Origin of the sequence: Colwellia sp. MB02u-6 (assembly GCF_014077095.1) — a bacterium.
Taxonomy (GTDB): Bacteria; Pseudomonadota; Gammaproteobacteria; order Enterobacterales; family Alteromonadaceae; genus Cognaticolwellia.
In genome coordinates, this window is sequence record NZ_JACGVG010000038.1 from 408,384 (window position 1) to 429,598 (window position 21,215).

Here is a 21,215-nt window from a genome sequence, read left to right on the forward strand (position 1 = left end):
GATTTTTTGACTTTATAACAATAAAATCAAAGCTCAGGGGTAATGATTATCCCGTTTCACTCGGGGCATATTGAGAGTATATAATGATAAAATGTATGTTGATATCAGCAACTAAAAAAACTGTCTTTGGTAGCAGTGAATTAATCAACCAATGGCAAGAAAATGACGATACTACACTGTGGATTGATCTTGATAACGTTGAATTAGAAGAAGAGAAACGGATATTAACGCAGTTTAATTGCCATCCTTTAGCGATAAATGATGTGCTTCGTGAGCGCCATCCACCTAAAATTGAGTTGTTTAACGATTATATTTTTATGCTGTACCGCGGCATTATTGCCAATGACGATAGCCTAAGGTTTGGTCATTTGCAAATTAGTATGTTTATTGGCAAACGTGTACTCATTACCCGTCACCCGCAAAGCTCATTAGCGATTAACGAGTTATTTTCCGAAAACAGTGAAAAATACCTCAAGCGCAGTCCTGTGCATTTGGCACTGAGGCTTTTCCACAGCAGTTGTGGTTATTATCTAAAGGAAATGTTTAGTTTTGAAGCTGAGCTAGAAAAAATTGAAGATGACTTTCAATCAAGTGGTAATGACAAGATGATGAAACAAATCACCTCATACCGCTCACAACTGGTGAAAATAAGGCGTACTTTTAATTACCATGTCACTATGGGAGAAAGGCTAAAAGCTTATGTAGATGATGAAGATACTGATCTCATCACCGATAAAGAAACCCATACGGTTAATGATTTACGCGAGCGTTTAGATCGTTTGCTGAGCCTTTCGCAAATGTATTACGATATTTGTGGTGATTTAATCAATGGCTATATGTCTGTAACATCGCATCAACTTAACGCCACTATGCGGGTATTAACCGTAATCACGGCATTATTTGTGCCTTTAACCTTTCTTGCCGGTATCTACGGGATGAACTTTGAGTATATACCTGAACTAAAAGCAGCTAATGGTTACTTTATTTTATTAGGGGTAATGGCGGTGATTTCAGTGGCATTGCTGATGGTATTTAAGAAAAAACGTTGGTTGTAGATAATTATCTAAATGCTAACTTATAGGAAACTATACCCAGCTAAACCGCTATAGTTTCTTAACTAGGTCTCGTTTTACTCGATAATAATAAAAAACTATTCAATAATACGTTTAAATGGCGGTAAAGAGTTTAATAAGTCTTTACCGTAACGTTTATTCACCACACGCCGGTCCATTAGTGTAATAAAACCATAATCTTTTTCGTTTCTCAGTAGTCGTCCAGTCGCTTGAATAAGCTTCTTTGAGGTTTCAGGTACTGAGATAGACATAAACGGATTGCCGCCTTTAGCCGTGATATATTCTGCTTGTGCTTCCTCTACTGGCGATGATGGCACCGAAAACGGCAACTTGGTAATAATCACATTAGTGAGATAGTCGCCGGGTAAATCCAAGCCTTCAGAAAAACTTTGCGTACCAAAAATAATACTGTCTTCTTTTTTGTCACAAAGGGCTTTATGAGTTTCAATGATTTTTTGTCGAGACTGTTCGCCTTGCACCAAAATACTGAGTTTGGTTTTTTCTCGCAGGGCGGTAACCACTTTGTCCATTTGCCAATACGAGGAAAACAGCACTAGCGTCGCTTTACCGCGTTTAATTTGTTCAGGCAACTTGGCAATTAATTCGTCAGTAAACTGATCAGCACTCGGCTCATATTGCATTTTAGGCACGATTAGCTGCGCATTTTTTTGATAATCAAAGGGCGAATCAACTTTTTGGTATTGGCTGCCATCATCGGTTCTTAAACCCGCTTGTCGGCGAAAATGATCGAACGAGTTTAAAGCGAGAATAGTGGCAGAGCACAACACTGCGCCTTCACATTTAGACCACAGCATATTTTCTAAGGTGAAACCCACTTCGATAGGCGAACCGCTCATTAAATAGTCACTACGTTTGCCTTCAATTTGCTCCAACCAACGCGCCATAGGGGCACCTTTGTCGCTATCCGTTTTGGCATACATTTGCCATAAGGCATTAAAATTTTCCAAGCGCTGGATCATAAAGCCAGATTCGGCCAACAAGGGTTCGGCTAAATACATTTGCGTATCACCGTCTTTGACCGATTCCATCAGTAGGTTATAAAGCTTGTTTAAATGCGTTAAACATTTTTTAGAGCTCTGGGTTAGATCTTCCGCCCAATGCTTTAATGATTGCGGAATAATGCCGTTTTCAAAACGAAATTGTAGTGGTTGGTTTTGCATCTGCTTGCTATTTTTCACTGCTTGGTGAAAATAAAGGCTGCGATTATTATCAATAAAACTCAACACTTTTTGCATGTCAGCTAATATATCTTGGCTATCGTCAGCCATTTTTATTGAGGGAGAAATTACGCTATTTGATTTAACCAGTTTTGCGATTTTATCACCGGTTTCTGGCAATTTATTAAGCCAGTCAATCGCGCCCTTGAGCGTCAGGTTTGCACTGGAGTGATCGCGTGTTACTTTTGGCAAGTGATGCGCTTCATCAATAATGTAGAAAGTGTCTTCAGGAGCTGGTAATATTTTACCGCCACCCAGTTCTAAATCAGCCAAGAGTAAACTATGATTAACCACTAACACATCAGCAGCGTCCATGGACTCTCTAGCCTTATGAAATGGACAATGACTGTGCTCTGAAACATGCTTTAAACAGCTATGTTTATCGGCTTGTATTTGTTGCCAAATATGATGGTTAACCGACTCTGGCCAAGCGTCAATATCGCCGGGCCAACTATTATCATTGAGCGCTTGGTGCATCTTATTTAAGGTTCGAATATCACTTGCTTGAGGTTTTTCTGCAAAGGTAAAACCGGCTTGCGGGCTGTCGTCATTCGCCACTGCTTGCGCGAGTTTTTGCCGACAAACATAACGCTGGCGTCCTTTTGCTAAGGTAAAGTTAAAGTCTAAACCGCTGTATTTTTTTAGAAAGGGTAGGTCCTTATCAACCAGTTGTTCTTGCAATGCCACGGTTGCGGTCGCTATACAGACTTTTTTGTTGCGATTTAACGCTAACGGAATAGCGCCAAGCGCATAAGCTAAAGACTTACCCGTGCCTGTGCCCGCCTCAATAGTAATAATTTTACGTACTTTGTCGTAATCACCGGCCAGTGTTTTGGCAATTTCAGCAATTAAAAAGGTTTGCTGTTGGCGCGGGTTAAAGTTGGTGAGGTTTTCACCTATGCTTTTATAGGAGGTTCTAATAACTTGTTTAATTTTATCGCTTAACATCGCGGCTGTAGTTTCCTATCGACAAAAGATGATTTACACTGCTGTATATATTAACAGTTTGTCATGAACAATTAGAACCATTAATGCAACTTTCTCCTGAAAATATTCCTGACCTAGTTCAATCATTAGCTAGTACTCGTGGTTTTCTGTTGACCCGAAATGCGGCAGACAGAAACAACCACCTTGAAATTACCCTGTGGTTGAAAACGCCACAAGGGCCAGTGCAGCTGATTATTGATAACGAGCGTGCGGTTTTTTTTGTTGAAGTTATTGATGTGACTCATGTTAGGGAAGTATTAGTTAAACAAGGCATTAACTTTGATGAGATAAAATCGCTTGCGCTAAAAGCATTTAATCAAGCCGCAGTGGCTGCCGTATATTTTTTGACCTTACGTGATTTTTACCAAGCCCGCGCTGTACTAAAGCAAAAAGGTATTAAGTGTTATGAAGACGACATTCGCCCAGATGATCGTTTTTTAATGGAGCGTTTTATTACTGCCGATCTCACGTTTGCTGGTCAGTCAGTAAATTTGACTTCAGCTGATAATCAAGCCTACCAGCGCTTTGAACAGGTTAAATGTAAACGTATTGATAAAGCGCAACAAACTGACATTGCACTGTCGAGAGTATCGCTTGATATTGAATGTTCAATGTCGGGTGAACTCTATTCTATTGGGCTATATGGCGAGCACTGTCAGCAAGTGCTGATGATTGCTAACGCAGAAGAAATAGCCTGCGAGCAACAAACTACCTGTGACATTGATATTGTCTGGCAAGTTAATGAGCAACAATTATTAGTGAGTTTGCTCGCTTGGTTTACCCAACACGACCCTGATATTATTATGGGTTGGAACGTGATTAATTTTGATTTTGCATTATTGCAAAAGCGTTATGATTTACATGGCCTTAAATTTACGATTGGTCGAGATAAAAAAGCACCTCATTGGCGTAAAAATCAAAGTAGTGAACAGCAATTTATTGAAATTAATGGCCGTGTAGTACTCGATGGCATCGACTTACTGAAAAGTGCTACTTATAACTTTCCTAGTTTTTCACTCGACAATGTCGCGAATAGCTTACTGGGTATGGGTAAAAAAGTTGACGATGTTGATCACCGTATTCAAGAAATAACTGAAAATTTTAATCATGATAAAACAGCGCTGGCGATTTATAACTTAGAAGACTGTCGCTTAGTGCTGTTAATTTTTCAGCATACGCAGTTATTAGAATTTGCCATGCTCAGGGCGCAGTTAACAGGTTTAGCTATTGATAGAGTCGGTGGCTCTGTCGCCGCTTTTACCAATTTATATTTGCCTAAATTACATCGTAGTGGCTATATTGCGCCTAATATGGGCGATGGCGATCAAGGCTTTGAATCACCGGGCGGCTTTGTGATGGACTCTACCCCTGGGCTTTATCAAAATGTGTTGGTGTTAGATTTTAAAAGCCTGTATCCCAGTATTATCCGCAGTTTTAATATTGACCCTATGGGCTTGATTGAAGGTTTGAAATCGCCAGAAGCAGCCATAGAGGGCTTTGACGGGGCTTATTTTTCAAGAGAACAGCACTTTCTACCTGATATCATCACTGAGCTTTGGAAAGAGCGAGATATTGCCAAAAGAGATAAAAATTCTGCGTTGTCACAAGCGATAAAAATTATTATGAATTCATTTTATGGTGTTTTGGGCTCAACCGGCTGCCGATTTTTTGATCCCCGGTTATCCGGCTCTATTACGAAACGCAGCCATAGCATACTAAAAACCACTAAATCATGGATTGAAGCAAAAGGTTATCAAGTTATTTATGGTGACACCGACTCAATATTTGTCCATGTCGGTGACCATCAAAGCGCAGAGCACAGTAGAGCGCTTGGTAAAATTTTACAAGATTACATTAACCAAAAGTGGCAAAAATTACTTAAAGAGCAGTTTAATATTGTTAGCGAGCTTGATATTGAATTTGAAACCCACTTTAGTCAATTCTTAATGCCAACCATTCGTGGCCAAGACATAGGTACAAAAAAACGCTATGCAGGTTTAGTACAAAAGGGCGAACAACAACAACTTGTTTTTAAAGGTTTAGAAAGTGTTCGCACCGATTGGACCGAATTAGCCAAGCAATTTCAACGTACTTTGTATTTGAAAATTTTTAATGACGAACCGGTCGCTGATTACATCAAGCAAATGGTTGCCGATACCTTAGCGGGTAAGCATGATGACTTACTTTATTATCGTAAACGTTTGCGCAGAAAGCTTGAACTTTACGTTAAAAATGTGCCGCCACATGTGAGAGCAGCAAGGCTAGCCGATGAAATTTATCAGCAACAGGGAAAACCTCTTAAGTATCAAAATAAAGGTTGGATTGAATATCTAATGACCACCAATGGCCCACAAGCGAAAGGCTGTCAAAGCGCTGCTTTGGATTATCAATTTTATATTGATCGACAATTGCTGGCGGTGGCAGATGCTATTTTACCTTTTATTAATACCAGTTTTGATGAAATCACCAATAGCCAAATGAATTTGTTTGAGCGTTAAAACTGCCCCTTGAGCCAACTGACAGTATTATCCCCCGTTAATGCTTGCTTTGCTCTTAAGGGGTAAAGTTTTTAAGGGGAGGTTTTAGAAGATAAATAAATCATAACTACTTGTTATAGCTTGTTTTTATTTTAGATTAGACAAGGTGGGTTACTTAATTAATCAGTGCCTACTACTCATATGATACTATTTTATGTGCTTAATACTGTTCAAGACTATGTTATGACAAAATAAAGCGTGCTTCTTTACTTCATTCGCGATACAAATACCTATAGATGGCTAGATAGCTATAATGACTTTGAAAAGTGTGAACTTTAGAAAGCTGAAGTTAAAAAATGCGTTAGCCGCTTTTTGAATTGTCAGCACTGCTTGATTTTAAAAGGATAAGTCCCTGATCGAGCGATATCCAAAAAATACAACCGTGGAATGTAACCTAGAGATGAAAAAAGAAACAAAACTTATTAATGCCGGCCGTAAAAGCCAATGGACACGCGGTGTCGTTAACCCACCGGTAGAGCGGGCATCTACCGTAGTATTTAATTCTGTCAAAGAAATGAAGCATGCCACAGCAAATAAAACCAATCAGGTGTTGTTTTATGGCCGTCGTGGTACCTCAACATCGTTCGCTTTTAGTGATGCCATGACCGAGTTAGAAGGTGGAGCAGGTTGTGCCATATATCCCTCGGGTACTGCGGCAATCACTAATGCCATATTAGCGTTTGTTAAAACGGGCGATCATATTTTAATGGTTGATAGCACCTATGAACCCACCCGTGATTATTGCGATAAAATATTAGCTAAGTTAGGTGTTGAAACGACTTATTATGATCCATTGATTGGTTCAGGTATTGAAGCGTTAATTCAAGCAAATACCCGGGTGGTGTTTCTTGAATCACCGGGCTCAGTTACCATGGAAGTGCAAGACGTTCCCGCGATAGCTGAAGTAGCTCATAGACACAACTGTATCGTGATGTTAGATAACACTTGGTCCGCAGGGGTGAATTTTCAACCTTTTGATTATGGTGTTGATGTTTCAATACAGGCAGCGACAAAATATATTGTTGGCCATTCAGATGTCATGTTAGGTACCGCAACAGCAAACGCTGAGCATTGGCCACAATTGCGTGAAAGCAGCTATATTATGGGGCAATGTACTTCTCCTGATGACTTATACTTAGCCATGCGTGGTATTAGAACATTAAGCGTACGCTTACAGCAGCACCAGGCCAGTGCACTTAAAATAGCGCAGTGGTTGTCAACGCGCCCAGAGGTTGAAACTATTTTGCATCCAGCACTACCATCTTGCCCAGGTCATGAAGCATTCAAGCGTGATTTTACCGGCTCAAATGGTTTGTTTTCGTTTGTACTAAACAAGGGTAATCAAGCAGCACTAACCGCATTTTTAGACAGTATGGAACATTTTAAAATGGGTTATTCGTGGGGTGGTTTTGAAAGCCTTATTTTAGGTATTTCAAAGGTTAATAATATGCGCACTGTAACCACTTGGCCATATCAATTTCCCTTGATTCGTTTGCATGTTGGTTTGGAAAATGTTGATGATTTAATTGATGACTTAGCACAAGGCTTTGCGCATTTTAATCAAGTGCTTGAGCAACAAGGTAGCTAAGAGCATTTTTATGATTAATCTGTCAGTTTAGTATTGCAGCAGTGAACTTAAAAATAGTAAGTGACTTAACGTAAGAGTCAGTTACACATTTAGTGTAACGGCTCATGTTAAATAAAGCCTTTGAAACGGACTTTGAATTTAATCATAAATCGATTCAAAGCCGTTTTCTAAAGGCTATCAGCATGGTTTATTTTGCCATGCCACCTCTTATCGCAAGATAAAGCACTTTTCACTGAATTATATTTTTTCTTAATTATTAGGGTAAAACAACACACGTTGGTATATTTTCAGGTGTGCACTGATAAAGTATAATAAAGTGTTTGTTTGCAAGCATTTTTGAATATTATCGTTTAGCCAGGGTTTAGCCTTACTTTCAATGCGTATTATTGTCTAACAGATCCTGATACGGGTTATCAACATCCTCCTCCCTCACCCTTTAGTGCTTTTAAAACACACCCGAGCACAAAGGGTGAGGAAGGATGAAAACAGTTTACTTGTTTTCATCCTTAGCCTTGTTGTAATATGTGAGAAATCATAATTATAGTCAGCATTATGGTAAAGTCAGTTGTGATCCGTCTTCTATGTATAGTATTTGATATAAGAGAGTTGAATGAATAGTGATTCGCCCATAAGAAAAGGTTTATTTCAACTTTTATATTCTGTGATAGAAACAGGTGTTTGCCGAGTTATTACCAGCAAGTCTCCAAAGCTTTTAGCGAGTTTAAAAAAAACCTATATTGAAAATATCCCTGAACATCATCAAGTCGTTTTTTTACCAGGAAAAATCGAGCACCTCGATGATTTAACGCGTGTCTTAGTAACGGGGGGTATCGATCAGTTTTCCTCAATAGAAAATAACGAACAATTCCTTGAAAATGCCAAGCAATATTTAATTGAGAACAAAGACAAAGAAGTTATCACTATTTGGGCATTTGAAAATGCTGATTTGATTGCAAGTGGTATACATGACTTGTTAGGACAACTACTGGCATGGCAACGCTATGGTAGCTCATTATTGACCATTGAATTATGGGGCCATACCTTATTAGAAAAATCATATAGTTCAGGAGAGATTAGCCAATATTATCACAGTAAAGTTTATCCTATTAATCTTGATGAAAATCTTCCTCTTAAGTCCAAAATCGCCTTATTTAACTTTAAAGCAATTAACTTTAAACTGTTCATTGCTTTAATGGCCGGATTACTTTTAGGCCCACAAGTAACGCCTTTGCTAGAAAAAATGTCAAATATTTATAATAGTTCAACACAGCCAACAAACAATTTAGTCAGTAATATAAACACAGAGAAACTAGCGCCAAAAGAAATATCAGCAAAGCCTGCGTTTGACGACGTGGATGAGAATAATAACCAAGCCGAGGTGACCAGGCCAATAAATGTTCTAGCACTTAATGATAGTGCAGAATTTAAAGAGAACAGGGAAAACCTTGCTATAACACTAGCAAGCAATAAAGATGAAACAAACAATATAGAAGCAACAGATAGCACAGGTGAAAAAAATAATAATATTCACAATCTAACAGTTGTAGAGCATATTTTAGCACCAGAAAAACCACATTGGTACTTTAAGCTTTTACCGAACGAGTGGCTAAGTGAATATAATATTAATTTAAATCATCAATTACAGACAGAAAATAACCAAGTCTATATTCAGTATGGCGTATATAAACATAAGCGTTCTGTTATCAGGTTTGCTACAGAAAACAAGTCATTAAGTGATTATTATCATCTATGTTATTCATCTGACTGGCAAATGGTAGCGTTGATGACAGGTGCTTATCAAGATTATGATCAAGCCTTCAAAAGCTTGATTAAGATAAAAGAGCAAGGCTTTGATGGTATTATTGTTAACTCATCTTATTTAAATGCATGGCAATGTAGTAATCAAAACTAATGATCATCAGAAGGCATTTTATTGGCCTTAGGTGCAAATACTGATAGGGATTTAATGCGTAAGCGTTTAATACCAATCTCACTAATTATCTGATCATTTTTACTGGTTAAAATAACCAACTACTGCGTTATTTATTTAATAATTAGAACAACTAGTTATTTATTTAATAATTAGAACAACTAGTTATTAAATAAATGCCTTATATTTGGCTGTTTTTCCTGCGTATAAAGTAGATCACCTTATTAATGAAATTGGTATAAGCAAAATTAACTTCTAATAAACCCGATTTTGAAAGTAGCAAAGTAGCCACATGTATAAAAAAACCAGTAAAAAAGATGCAAAGCCGCAAGTGATTTCTTATGATCGGGTCAAATCCTATATGATTTGGATGATTGAAAGGTATGGAGATTACTCGGCAAAAGCGTTACTTCAAAAAGCTAATATGTTGTTTAAAGATGATACTCAATTCAATGAGCCAGCACTTAATTATTTGATAGAACATGACATTATTAATGACTTTCGCTATGCAACACGCTTAACTACAAGTTTATCAGAAAAAAATATTGGCCCTAATAAAATCAAAGAAAAATTGTATGTAAAGGGATTCGCATCTAAGATCATCAATGAATGTGTTGAAGCACTAGAAACATCTGAGGATGATTATTTTGCTAAGGCACTTTCATTAAAGATCAGAAAGTTTGGCGAAGAGCCTATTGACGATATTAAAGTAAAGCAAAAAGCGCTACGGCATTTAATATCCAAAGGCTTTACATACTCAATCGCCGATAAAGCGATAAAGTTCAGTTAATAAGGTGATAAAATATTGTTTAATTTAGCTAATCAGATAGCTACATCAATCAAAAATAGGCTTTATCAAACATAATCAATTATGGCTAAAGCATTCTGCACCATGGCTTATGCTTGATCAAGCTAGTAGTAGTGTACGCGAATAACGAATCATCAATGAAGATAAAGTCATTGATCTTATATGCGCGTACTGTGATAAAAAATCTGGTACTTTTAATAAATTTACTTATTAAATTTATTAACCGCTGTTAGTAATTGCCGACAAGAAACCTGCCCAACCAATTTACCATCTTCAACAACAGGTCGACGACGATGTTTTTTTAGTAGCATGTCCTGAGCGACGTTGATAATGTCATCACTAGGGTGAGCAATAACGATATTGTCTTTAGTCATATATTCACTTACTAAACCAACACCAACATTATTGTAAGTGCTTTCGAGTATGGCAGCTAAACAATCCATTTCGGAAAGTACGCCTACGAGGACTTTCTTTTCATTTATTACACAAACCCCTGAGACCTTATTATCTATAATGATTTTTATTGTATCTAATAAATTATCATCATCTTTGACCTTGATTGGGTTAGTGATCATATAATCGCGCAGATCAACTGATTGAAGCATGGTAAATCACCTTTTAATTTAGTAATAATTTTCATTATGTAAAAAGATAGACCGGATGTTTTTTGAGCTTAAGCTTTATTCACTCAGCTTAATAGAATATAAACGTCATATCTAATATAAGTCAAAGAATACTATAAATATTTTTCAATCCAGCGAATAATAAGCGATGAAACAAACGAATAAACGATGGTTATCGGCGTTTTCAAGGTACTTGTCGCCTAGGTTAGTTTTATGCCGCCTTTTGTTTACTCGCTTTTGTTTCGTTAGTGGGGTTAAGGACCATGCTGGTTATATGTGACCAATCCCTTGTGGCTCGACTCCAACGTTCAGGATGTTTTGATTTTGCTGTCTCGTAAACATCTATTCGTTTAACGAGCACATCAATATCTGTTTGTTGATGACACATTACTGGTGTAACGAATTTGATGCCACTATGCTGATGCTCCACATTGTACCAAGTTACGAAGCGGTCAAACCATGACCGCGCATCAGGTAAGCCAGTGAATCTTTTTTCAGGATGACCAGGCCTATACTTAAGTGTTCTGAATAGCAATTCGGAATAAGGGTTGTCATTGCTGACAGATGGTCGACTCAGTGATGGCATAACACCTAGTTTTTGTAATTTAGCTAACATGGTGACACCTTTCATTGGGCTGCCATTGTCTTAATGTAATACCACTTGATTGGGCTTAATTTTTTCACCCTGGCAGATATCCACCATTAAGTCACTCGCTATCTCATTACTCTCAGGATTGTGTACCTGCCAGCCCACTATTTTACCGCTGTATATGTCGATTATCATATATAAATAGAGGAACATTCCTCTAACATTCGAGGGCAAATAGGTGATAGCCCAAGTGTATATTTGGTTGGGACCTGTCGCCACAAACGGTTTAGGTTTTGGATGGCTATACGCGTGAGCACTTGTGGACTTAGCCAACATATTATGAGTATGTAGTAAGCGATAAATCGTCGATTGAGATGCTAAGTCAACCCCTTATCGGCCAGTTTAGGAACGATCTGGCTAGGCGGTAAATTCGCATACCCTTCACTATTCACTATTCACTATTCACTAGTGCCAGTATTCTGGTTTGTTCCAATGCAGATAATTAATTAGCAGGTCGCTTTGGTGTCGTTTGGCGCTTATCTACCAAACTATCTGCAGCCTTCCAGCGCTGTAATGCTTGGGCGCTAATGCCGACAATTCCACATGTCAGTCTTTGTCTTGCGCCATCCGTGCAAGCTTCCTCTATCCAGCTAATGAGTTGTCCTTTTTGTTTGACTGACATGAAGAATCCTCGTCCTCTTTCTATATGTCGAGGACTTTTTTTTGGAGCACCAATAATACCGCAGTTTTGGCCAACGACTTATCTTTGCCCGTCAGCTCTCATTTTAGTTTCTGGTGCGGCGGCAATATGCGCTCATTTCTTCTGCTGATAAATTGTGACACGCGATTATGGCATTGAACCGTTGTTCTTTAGTCCAGTCTTCAGGGCGTTTTTCATTGGTAGGCTTTGTCATCGTTTTTTCATCGTATCCAATGGGGTTGGCTCGCTGGCAGTTTGTCGTCCACCGATAAATTGTGGAAACTGCTACCTAATTCTGCAGCAATATCTTCCATCGTAACATCATCGTGTTTATTTAGTATTTTTTGTACTGCTTGTTGCTTGAATTCATCGCTATATTTAATTGGCATTTCTTGTCTCTTATTAAAAAATTAGAGACGGCAAGTATCCTGACACAGGGGGTCCTTCGACAGCTCTGAATCTTCATTTTGTTGTTTAAACTGTACTACCCAGTTATAAAGCAGTTTATCAGTTATATTTAGTGATGCCGCAGCTTCGACGACCGAGTAACCTTACTCAGTTATTAACGCCACGGCCTCTTGCTTAAAATCATTTGGATATTGTTTGTCAATACGTTTAGTCATTTTACACCTCAATAATTGGATATTATCCTTTATCGAAGTGACCGACTAATTCAACCACAACAAGGTTAATTTTTGACACATAGAAATAATCGACTATGATTTAATTAGCATTCTTTACACAGTAACAAGTTTATCTAATATGGACATTGATTATAGTTGTATTGAATCCATTTCCTCTCCTATTATGTGCTTTAGCTTGAATGTAAATCTGCTATACCGAAAGCACTATCATTTGATCGCAATCATGCAATTTTCGACTCAAAAATAAGGATAGTTTTTTATAGACAAGTATTCGCAAGTCACGCTGAAATTTAATGATTCATCAAACTCAGATTTTTTGATGCATTTTTTATATCAAGTTGTTGTGAAGAATATTTTTCCGCATTCGCTTTCATTTACGTTTGTTAATTCCACTTGAATCAACGTGGTTTTCATTAACCACGGGAGAAAATGCAATGAGTACATCTATTCCGTTCGACCCTTCACTCGCTTTAGGGAATATCGTCCCACAATCACATTTGGATAATTTAGAACAAATATCTGCCGTACAAGCACCGGTTGATGGTGCGTTGCTAGAACTGAACTCTTCTTTGCTGCTAAAACATAAGTTAATGATGACCTTAAATGAATTGGGTAATCTGGGCATAGACTCATCACCGATTGATAAGTCGATGAAGGAAGTTGATAAAACAATTACGACCTCAGCAACTAACTATGCTTCAAAAGCAGCAGAAAGCTTACCTAAAGTAGCCGAGCTTAGAGGTAAAATTCAGCAAGTTGGGGACAGTATTGAAAGTCCTATAAACTACAATAAAAGCAATATTAAGAAGATACCTATTTCAGCAGACTCAATGACAATGGATGCTCAATATTTCTCTTTTGACCAGACCGAGCAATCGGATCAATCTGTGATGGCGACGATGAAAAGCTTTGTCTCCGCGTCGACTTCGTTTTTGGGCAATTCACGAAGCGCACAAATGACAGCATCAATGCAACAGCAAGTCAGTCATCAACGTGAAGTACACGATATTCAGGGTGTTTTGGTGATCACGGCTAATTGCACACATAAAAACGCCAACCTTTTCGCCCCCTTCGTGATTGACGTAGACAAAGGTATTCGAGCTTGGAATGAATTAGTTAGAACCAAAGCATTGAAAGGTGCACAACTTATTAAAACTGACGATCGTGCAAGCTTTGAAAAAGCTGCAAAGCAATCGGGCACTGAAAAAGAGGTTTCATACAATCTAATTTCCGGTGCAACTTACGGTTCAAGTTTTGTCGGCATGGTGCATGTACTTAAAGAGTCGAGTACGCAAAGTTCTCAAAACATGTATGCCGCCGCCGCTAGTATGCAAGCACAAATGAAAGTGGGTGGGTGGTTCTCAGATATGGAAGGTGGATTTGGCGTTAGCTCAAGCTTTGCTAGCAGTGCAAAAAAATTGTTGAGCAGCCAAAAAATAACGTCTCATGTCAGTTTAGTAACCATGGGTATTATTCCCTCTATTGTAGCGGATGAGGTTCAACTATCGGTTAAGCAATTCTCTGATTTTAGCCCTGATAAAATGATGGGCCAACTCGCTGCGTTGCAAAATTCAACCAACTCTGACCAAGCGAGTGTTACTGATGCCGCAGGCAATGCGAGAACTGGTGCACAAATGATGGCAATTCGTAACAGTGAAGTAAAAAGTGTCATGTTAGCCGTTGGAGAAATTGACGATGGTAAAAACAAAATGTTGGACGTCAACTCCTTAATGACTGCATTTACAGATTACGTAAATAAAGCGGGTGGCGGTGATGTAGGTGTGCCTATCGAATACTTCTTAAAGCCGATTACCGCAAACCAGCTGTTTCAAATGTGGGTGGCGAAATACTTCCCTGCTAAATATGTCACATCCTCAGGTGATGATACTGCTCCTGAAGAGCCAGCGACTAATAATGAAGAGGGAGACGTAGATTAAATGGTACATTAATAATGAGCAATAAACGCTTAGTAGCAATGGAATCCTTTGACAGCAATACCAGGGCATACAAGTGGATTGAACCAGAAATAACGAAACTTGGATGGGATGTATGGTCTATTCCCACTACTGAATTAATAGATTTTTTAGGGGTTTCAAGCTATTTGAGTGCCTTTATCAATGTCATCAAAGAGGTTCATCCTCATGTGGTTTTGGTGACTTCACCCTATGATTTTTTGGGCAGTGAAGCTTATGATGAAATTCGGGCGTTGGGGATACGCGTTATATGCTTGAGTGATGACGTTGATTACGACCCATCTTATTGGAATTCGATTAAGTTTATTAATGCCATTAAACAGGCTGACTTATGGCTAGTTAACCAACCTTTTAAAGCTCCGATTGCTGCTGGTGCCCTAATGATCCCATGGGTGACTACCGCTGAAAGTCTGGCAGTAGACGATCATAATGCTCCTTTTTTTGAAGTTGTCCTTTTTGGAGACTATTCGAGCCAAAGAGAATCACTGGTTTTACGCCTAGCTAAGCATATGAACATTGCTTGTTTTGGCAAAGGTTGGATCGCAGGCGAAGTAACACGAGGCAGTCGTTTAGGGCTCATGCGTAGAGCTCGAACGGTTATTTTAGTCTCCGAAGAAAATGACTTCAGCCCTGAATTCATGATAGAAGCGGCAATGATCGGCGCTAACTTTATAGTGGAATTGCATTCAGATCTTGCTCGGCACTTTGTCGATCCTGAAGCACTTAACACTTATCATTCAGATGAAGAATGTTTTAAATGGATAACATCGGAATGCCAGGCGAAACCCGCACCTACGCCAATTGGATGGAATGTCATATGGCCGAGGATTACAGATAAACTGTCCTTAAAAAACCGAGCACATGAACAAGGTATCAGTTCGACCTTAGCTTTGCTATACGCCGCTATCGCTCGCTTTAATAAGGAGCGGGGTCAGCACAGGATTGCGAAAGTATGTCTTGAACACTGGATAAAAGCTGATCCCAGCGCTCCTGAGCCGGTTATGCAAATCGCCCGTTATGCTTATTTGTTGGAGGATTGGGAAGCCGTTGTCCAGAACACAAAGGATGCAGAAGTGTTGTTGTTAAGTAAGGCAAACGCTTGGTTTGATGATCAATTCGAAACACATAGTGGTTTGAATATATTCCTAGAATTAAGGTGTCTGCGAATACGCAGTAATTTACAATTAGGAGACGATGAGGCGGTGTTGACAGAAATCGCGGCATTGAACGACAAGGATCGTCATACTATTTATCTTCAACTGAAAAATGAATTACAAATTAGAAAACTGAACCATGTTATTAAAGCTTTTTTGAATGATAAGAAGTAGGTGGAAGGAGTTATAGATGGACATAAACATTAATCATTGAGAGTGTAATAAGAATAAACCACATTCCTGATCTATTCAACATGGTCTGATTTTGTTGGGTTCAGGGTCATTGAACTGCCTGTTTGAACAGGTCAATGGATGAGAAAGTTAGGAATTGATATTCTTAAGTATGTGTCTTATCCGCAAGAAAAAAAGGGTTCGACAGGCTCGTTGACTCCCCCTTTGAATATCAGAAGAAGCTTACTTAAGCAGTTGTTATGTGCTTACATTTACATCTCAGAGAAAAACCTGAACGGCGGCTATCCCATTAAACTTGTTATATACCATAGCCAAAACGAAAGGCTATATCTCGCTCAAACTGATCATAAACATGGCTTGGAAAATCCTTATCTTATGCAATCCTTATCTTATGCCACCCATAATAATTCTACGCAATAATAATGCTCTGAAACACTTCTATTCATTGGTCAAGAACAATGCATGTACTTCATGTTGTAAGCTTTTGTATATCGATTTTTATATATTTTGATTAAATGAGTGAATTTCAGGCAAGCTGTACTTGCTGCCTCAAAGTAGCCGTATTTTTCTTGCTATCTTAGCATGTAGTTAAGTTTAAGCGCTATTCAAACAAGCTTGAGCATTGGCTTTACCGTGTGCTCGCTTTAAACCCACGTGTTCAGTGAATTCACACAAATGCTCTGCGGTGCCCACCGCGCCAGTGAATATACCTTCAAAGTTTGTGGTGAGCTTAGCCAACTTTCATCGCTGATGTGAAGTCTTGACAGTATCTGTGCGGTTTTAGCATCGATAGCGCCTCGTTTGTCTTCTCTTATTACGCGACCTGTTTCATCTACTATGGTTAAGTAATCCTTCAAGCTAAAGCTGATACCTGAGGTTTTCTCTTGATGTTCATTGCCAGTAAAGGCTAATAACGTTATAGGCTGCTCGCCCTTTATCGCCGCTTTGATACGTAGCGGGATACTGGTAAAACTCGATTGTTCAGGTGTTTGAGCAATACCTGCACGGACAGGATTTAAATCTACATAAGCCATACAAGCGAGTAATGCACCTTCATCGAGCAGGGCTTGTGATGTAAAGTGTCCTTCCCAAAAGTGCCCTGTGTATTTATCTTCTTTATTGGCTTGTCGAGCAATAGGTTCGTTTAAAGCGCGCATAAACCAACTGATATCGATTAAACGCTGTTTATAGACCTGTGCTGTTTCTTCAGCCATTTCCATTTCAAATGTAGTTAATGATTGCTCTCGCTGATATTTACTGGTCAAAATGGTGCCTTTAAACAACTTATGCCAAAGGGAAAGTACATCTAGCGTAGTCCAGTTTTTAACTTGTTCACTATCAACATGAAGTACTAAATGTAAATGATTATTCATGACAGCGTGAGCACAAATATCAATAGCAAAGACCTGAGATAATTGAAAAATACGCTGTTCAATCCAACTACGTCTATGCTCATAGTTGACACCCGTTTCTTTATCTACACCACATAAAAAGGCTTTTCGAACGGTTCGACTGCAAATATGATAATACGGCGTATCAGGTAAACTAATTTGTTGTGAACGAGGCTTGGGCATAACAATCACCACACTTAAAAAGGGTAAATTAAGTGTAGTTTATTGTTGAAAAAAAAAACAAGTTATTATGGGTGGCTAAATTAATGATGGCTAAATTAATGATGGGTGGCCAAATTAATGTTGATAAATTTTCCCTAGAAGGTATTGCTGCTTATTTTATAACGGGTTTGACATTAACCTTACTTGGAGTGTTCTGTCTTTTGAATGGAGTGGGTTTGTATTCATTCATAATAGAATCCACATTTGAGCGCCGTGAATGGAGAAAAAACTTGGAAATTATTGCATGTGGGAATTTCCGCTTTCATATTACCTTTGATTGCTCTGCATGCCTGGATAGCACTTGCCTATAAAGGATAAGTTAATTTTATTATACTTAGAACAGATAGTCATTTTTTCGTTTGTCTTTGGTGTGAAACGTTTAGGCTAAAGAATATATAATTGAACTCCCTCAACGCCTACAGAGTGAGGTAATATAAAAGTTGTTACTGAGGTGGACGACAAATAACAATTATTTTTGATCTTTAAGCAACTATTTTTAGCATATTAAAACGGCGTTATCGATACAAAACCTAATGCCCCCTCAGTGGTAAAAGTGATCATTAGAAGCCAATCTCATTTAGTATTTGGTGGTCTCAAACATTATACGCAGTCACATATGATGTTAATTTTTCTCACCTCGTGACACGATTATAATTTTTTATGACATCTCGACACAACAGGTTCTAATGTACGCTTGCAGGTAAAAGACATTTCAGGACGGGACAGGCTAAACAAAAAAGACCGAGCAAGTGATAAATTATTTATAAACTAATCAGCCTTTTTTTGCTTTATTCTACTATTTCTGTAAGCATAGCTTTGTTTTATTTTTTACCTAATAAGGTGAAAATTTTCTTGGCAATGTCAGTATTGTCTTGAAAACCTGAAAACATTTCACTGCCTTTACCAAAGGCAAATACAGGCACATCAATACCGGTATGAGTACCTGAAGGACTAATTGATCCCCAACCTGTATTGGTTTTTACATCAATAATTTTGGTGATAACATTAAATACAGACTGGTATGGTCTAGGCTTTCTTTTACTTTTCTTTACATCCGTAGCTAATAATTTAAATTGCTTAACAATCTGGTGATCAGCAAGTTTAGCTTGTTGTAAATTTTCCATGTCTGTGGCTGTTATTTTAAATGATAGCAATTCACTCAGCTGTGTCAGAGATAATTCCTTATCGATAAACCGTTTTGCTATTGTTTCTGGTGACATGCTCATGCTGCGTAAAAATTCTGGCTTCCATAAATATTTACTGTTGATATTAGGGTTAGAACGTTCAGTTTTTTTGCCAATGCTTAAGCCACCCGTACTATGATCCGCTGTGATCACCACTAATGTATCTGGATGTTCTTTAACATAAGTTTCAAGGTATTCTAAAGTTTTAGCTAAATCGTCCATTTCATGCATAGCGGCGGCAATATCTCGAGCGTGTCCGCCATAATCAATTTGGCTACCTTCAATTAACATGAAGAAGCCGTTATCATTTTCTAATTGCTTTGTTGCCGCTTGCGTCATCATTGATAAACGGTACTTGTTAGTATCATCCAAGGCCCAAGGTAAACCAGTTTCAGCAAATAAACCTAGTACGGGTTTATTTGCTGGAATAGTGCTTATTTCACTATAGTTATCAATGTAGTGGAAACCTGATTGTATAAATTCATCAACAATATTTCTATCTTCACGGATAAAATATTTCCAGCCACCACCAAAATATAAGTCGGCTTTGATGCCATCATCAATGTAACTGTCGGCAATAGCATTGTAATTATAGCGATGAACATTATGAGCTAAATAAGCAGCAGGGGTGGCGTGATTAATTTGCAAGGTAAGCACAACACCGGTTCTTTTACCACTTTGTTTGGCATATTCCAAAACAGTTTCAACTGGCTGCTTGTTAACATTGACGCCGATAGCGCCATTATAGCTTTTAATACCGGTCGATAATGCGGTAGCGCTAGCCGCTGAGTCGGTAATGTAACCTGACTCAGCAGCTGGATAGGTACTGCTATTACCGACAAAGTGACGGTCAAAAACTGTTTGTTCTATTTCAGGTGTATTAGGATCGTCATGAAAATAGCGATAAGCACTGGTATATGCTGGGCCCATGCCATCACCAATAATCATAATGATATTTTTTGGGCTACTGGCTGCAATAGTGCTTGTTTTAGCATCATCAGATGCTTGTAGCTGACCACAAGACAAGATCATCAAGCTGGTTAATAAGGTTGGAATGAATTTTTTCATATTGATTTCCACTAAATATTATTGGTGAATATAACGGTTTAACTCTGTCGAATTTAACTGATTCGAATGTAACTCGGTTGATGTAGAACAGTTATTTATTAATTGGATTTTTAAACGCCAGGTCCACCCAAACAAGTCGGTGATCTGACGAGGCAGCACGGTTTTTAATTAAACGAAACTCAGCTTCATTTTCTTTTGGCCAGAATATACCTGAGCCAAGTACATTAAATTGTGCTTTTGCAGGTAAAACATAATCGGCTCGCATGCCCCAAAATGCCGTGTGATATTTTGCATTTGCATTATTATTTCGCTGTAACTTTCCACCTTCGCTATTAGGCTTGGCATCAATAATACGGGGATGATTGATTAAGCGCTCAATACCCGACTTTATTGCACTGCCCTCTATAGCATCGGCATTTAAATCCCCTAATATAACAAAAGCTTTATCTTGAGCTAAACCACCAAAGTGCTTATTGTCATCATAAATATAACTGGCAGCACTCGGGGTTAGGTAATCAGTCCAAAAACGTATTTCATCAAAGTTTCGTTTACCGTTTCTGTTTTCTGGCCCATCAAATACCGGTGGGGTTGGATGGCTAGCCAAAATGTGCACTTGATTACCATTGACATTCAGTGGTATATCCCAATGAGATTTAGATGATAGTCTAAAATTACTCCAGGCTTGTTCATTATACCAAGGTGTTTTTGAGTCAGGATTTACAGGTATTAAGGCGTTTGGCATATCGCGCCATTTGAACAGTTGAAATGTTCTAATTTCGTCTTCAACAATAGGATATTTAGATAACAATGCCATGGCGAAATGCCCTGAAAAAAGCCCATAACCATAGGCATCATTGGGTAATTTACCTACTTTGTTGTCATTATTTAAGTCATCACCAGAAGCAACACCGGTATTAGAGGGGCCTTGATAAAAATAGGGGTAGTTAACCGCAGCGTTACCTTGTTGACTTTTTGCTAAATAATCGCTTAAAAAGCGTTTTAGTGATTGATGTTTTGGGTCATTACCGTCAAATTCATTCAATAAAATAATATCAGGATTTACGCGTTGAATAATTTCAGCAATATTTTTAATTTGTTGATGATTATCTACTAACGCCAAGGCTAACTCATCTCCTTTGGGTTTTTGTTCTTTACCTAATGCTGAAGGTAAGTAATTTAATGCTTCCATGCTAACATTGAAAGTAGCAATGCGTAAGCTGGAGGTTGAATCATTTGACGTTTGTGACATAGCAATACCTGAATAGACTAACAACGTAGTTGTCACTAAATAGCTTAATACTCGCATATAAATTC

At 38.4% G+C, this 21,215-nt stretch carries 16 protein-coding genes and 1 pseudogene; 8 read left to right on the plus strand and 9 right to left on the minus strand.

Going from position 1 to position 21,215, the window contains the following annotated elements; all coding sequences use genetic code 11:
* Positions 1-83 precede the first annotated feature (83 nt).
* Positions 84-1,055, plus strand: coding sequence for a magnesium transporter CorA family protein (locus H4J46_RS16720; protein ID WP_182234805.1), 972 nt, complete (start codon positions 84-86; stop codon positions 1,053-1,055).
* Between the two features lie 95 nt (positions 1,056-1,150).
* Here the strand turns inward: H4J46_RS16720 and dinG are convergent, their stop codons facing one another.
* Entirely contained in the window at positions 1,151-3,259 is a 2,109-nt protein-coding gene (gene dinG, locus H4J46_RS16725; RefSeq protein WP_182234807.1) for an ATP-dependent DNA helicase DinG, read from the minus strand.
* 83 nt (positions 3,260-3,342) lie between these two features.
* On the opposite strand from dinG, the gene H4J46_RS16730 reads away from it, so the two are divergent.
* The 4 genes from H4J46_RS16730 to H4J46_RS16745 all read left to right on the plus strand — a co-directional run bounded on the left by H4J46_RS16730 (position 3,343) and on the right by H4J46_RS16745 (position 10,143).
* Positions 3,343-5,796: a DNA polymerase II gene (locus tag H4J46_RS16730; RefSeq protein ID WP_182234809.1), complete on the plus strand. Its 2,454-nt coding sequence runs from the start codon at positions 3,343-3,345 to the stop codon at positions 5,794-5,796.
* Between the two features lie 439 nt (positions 5,797-6,235).
* Positions 6,236-7,423, plus strand: coding sequence for a cystathionine beta-lyase (locus H4J46_RS16735; protein WP_182234811.1), 1,188 nt, complete (start codon positions 6,236-6,238; stop codon positions 7,421-7,423).
* 610 nt (positions 7,424-8,033) lie between these two features.
* Positions 8,034-9,335 (plus strand): hypothetical protein, encoded by a 1,302-nt coding sequence (locus tag H4J46_RS16740; protein WP_182234813.1) that lies wholly within the window; start codon positions 8,034-8,036, stop codon positions 9,333-9,335.
* 310 nt (positions 9,336-9,645) lie between these two features.
* Positions 9,646-10,143, plus strand: coding sequence for a regulatory protein RecX (locus H4J46_RS16745; RefSeq protein WP_182234815.1), 498 nt, complete (start codon positions 9,646-9,648; stop codon positions 10,141-10,143).
* Positions 10,144-10,364: 221 nt separating this feature from the next.
* Here H4J46_RS16745 and H4J46_RS16750 read toward each other — a convergent pair whose 3' ends face one another.
* From H4J46_RS16750 to H4J46_RS16765, 5 genes are all read right to left on the minus strand, one after another.
* Positions 10,365-10,766 (minus strand): CBS domain-containing protein, encoded by a 402-nt coding sequence (locus H4J46_RS16750; protein ID WP_220463059.1) that lies wholly within the window; start codon positions 10,764-10,766, stop codon positions 10,365-10,367.
* Positions 10,767-10,995: 229 nt separating this feature from the next.
* Positions 10,996-11,400, minus strand: coding sequence for an integrase core domain-containing protein (locus H4J46_RS16755; protein WP_182234817.1), 405 nt, complete (start codon positions 11,398-11,400; stop codon positions 10,996-10,998).
* A 475-nt stretch (positions 11,401-11,875) separates the two neighbouring features.
* On the minus strand, positions 11,876-12,055 hold the full coding sequence (locus H4J46_RS16760) for a hypothetical protein (RefSeq protein WP_182234819.1): 180 nt from the start codon (positions 12,053-12,055) through the stop codon (positions 11,876-11,878).
* A 103-nt stretch (positions 12,056-12,158) separates the two neighbouring features.
* Positions 12,159-12,287 (minus strand): hypothetical protein, encoded by a 129-nt coding sequence (locus H4J46_RS17450; RefSeq protein WP_259365921.1) that lies wholly within the window; start codon positions 12,285-12,287, stop codon positions 12,159-12,161.
* Positions 12,288-12,294: 7 nt separating this feature from the next.
* Positions 12,295-12,462: a transposase gene (locus H4J46_RS16765; RefSeq protein WP_182234821.1), complete on the minus strand. Its 168-nt coding sequence runs from the start codon at positions 12,460-12,462 to the stop codon at positions 12,295-12,297.
* 689 nt (positions 12,463-13,151) lie between these two features.
* Here H4J46_RS16765 and H4J46_RS16770 point away from each other — a divergent pair.
* The gene (locus H4J46_RS16770; RefSeq protein ID WP_182234823.1) at positions 13,152-14,654 is read left to right on the plus strand and encodes a hypothetical protein; all 1,503 of its coding nucleotides are present in this window, start codon (positions 13,152-13,154) and stop codon (positions 14,652-14,654) included.
* 14 nt (positions 14,655-14,668) lie between these two features.
* On the plus strand, positions 14,669-16,018 hold the full coding sequence (locus H4J46_RS16775) for a hypothetical protein (RefSeq protein ID WP_182234825.1): 1,350 nt from the start codon (positions 14,669-14,671) through the stop codon (positions 16,016-16,018).
* A 612-nt stretch (positions 16,019-16,630) separates the two neighbouring features.
* Here the strand turns inward: H4J46_RS16775 and H4J46_RS16780 are convergent.
* A pseudogene (locus H4J46_RS16780) lies at positions 16,631-17,610 on the minus strand (transposase).
* A gap of 83 nt (positions 17,611-17,693) precedes the next feature.
* On the opposite strand from H4J46_RS16780, the gene H4J46_RS16785 reads away from it, so the two are divergent.
* Positions 17,694-17,960 (plus strand): hypothetical protein, encoded by a 267-nt coding sequence (locus H4J46_RS16785; RefSeq protein WP_182234827.1) that lies wholly within the window; start codon positions 17,694-17,696, stop codon positions 17,958-17,960.
* A gap of 510 nt (positions 17,961-18,470) precedes the next feature.
* Here H4J46_RS16785 and H4J46_RS16790 read toward each other — a convergent pair.
* Together H4J46_RS16790 and H4J46_RS16795 are read right to left on the minus strand one after the other, a co-directional pair.
* Positions 18,471-19,901, minus strand: coding sequence for an alkaline phosphatase (locus H4J46_RS16790; RefSeq protein WP_182234829.1), 1,431 nt, complete (start codon positions 19,899-19,901; stop codon positions 18,471-18,473).
* 91 nt (positions 19,902-19,992) lie between these two features.
* Positions 19,993-21,207, minus strand: a complete 1,215-nt coding sequence (locus H4J46_RS16795; protein ID WP_310650258.1) for an endonuclease/exonuclease/phosphatase family protein — start codon at positions 21,205-21,207, stop codon at positions 19,993-19,995.
* Between the last annotated feature and the right edge of the window lie 8 nt (positions 21,208-21,215).

Bases quoted from the DNA above. Each gene is read 5' to 3' on its own strand.
- H4J46_RS16720 (WP_182234805.1), top strand. From the start codon at position 84: ATGATAAAATGTATGTTGATATCAGCAACTAAAAAAACTGTCTTTGGT.
- dinG (WP_182234807.1), bottom strand. From the start codon at position 3,259: ATGTTAAGCGATAAAATTAAACAAGTTATTAGAACCTCCTATAAAAGC.
- H4J46_RS16730 (WP_182234809.1), top strand. From the start codon at position 3,343: ATGCAACTTTCTCCTGAAAATATTCCTGACCTAGTTCAATCATTAGCT.
- H4J46_RS16735 (WP_182234811.1), top strand. From the start codon at position 6,236: ATGAAAAAAGAAACAAAACTTATTAATGCCGGCCGTAAAAGCCAATGG.
- H4J46_RS16740 (WP_182234813.1), top strand. From the start codon at position 8,034: ATGAATAGTGATTCGCCCATAAGAAAAGGTTTATTTCAACTTTTATAT.
- H4J46_RS16745 (WP_182234815.1), top strand. From the start codon at position 9,646: ATGTATAAAAAAACCAGTAAAAAAGATGCAAAGCCGCAAGTGATTTCT.
- H4J46_RS16750 (WP_220463059.1), bottom strand. From the start codon at position 10,766: ATGCTTCAATCAGTTGATCTGCGCGATTATATGATCACTAACCCAATC.
- H4J46_RS16755 (WP_182234817.1), bottom strand. From the start codon at position 11,400: ATGTTAGCTAAATTACAAAAACTAGGTGTTATGCCATCACTGAGTCGA.
- H4J46_RS16760 (WP_182234819.1), bottom strand. From the start codon at position 12,055: ATGTCAGTCAAACAAAAAGGACAACTCATTAGCTGGATAGAGGAAGCT.
- H4J46_RS17450 (WP_259365921.1), bottom strand. From the start codon at position 12,287: ATGACAAAGCCTACCAATGAAAAACGCCCTGAAGACTGGACTAAAGAA.
- H4J46_RS16765 (WP_182234821.1), bottom strand. From the start codon at position 12,462: ATGCCAATTAAATATAGCGATGAATTCAAGCAACAAGCAGTACAAAAA.
- H4J46_RS16770 (WP_182234823.1), top strand. From the start codon at position 13,152: ATGAGTACATCTATTCCGTTCGACCCTTCACTCGCTTTAGGGAATATC.
- H4J46_RS16775 (WP_182234825.1), top strand. From the start codon at position 14,669: ATGAGCAATAAACGCTTAGTAGCAATGGAATCCTTTGACAGCAATACC.
- H4J46_RS16785 (WP_182234827.1), top strand. From the start codon at position 17,694: ATGATGGCTAAATTAATGATGGGTGGCCAAATTAATGTTGATAAATTT.
- H4J46_RS16790 (WP_182234829.1), bottom strand. From the start codon at position 19,901: ATGAAAAAATTCATTCCAACCTTATTAACCAGCTTGATGATCTTGTCT.
- H4J46_RS16795 (WP_310650258.1), bottom strand. From the start codon at position 21,207: ATGCGAGTATTAAGCTATTTAGTGACAACTACGTTGTTAGTCTATTCA.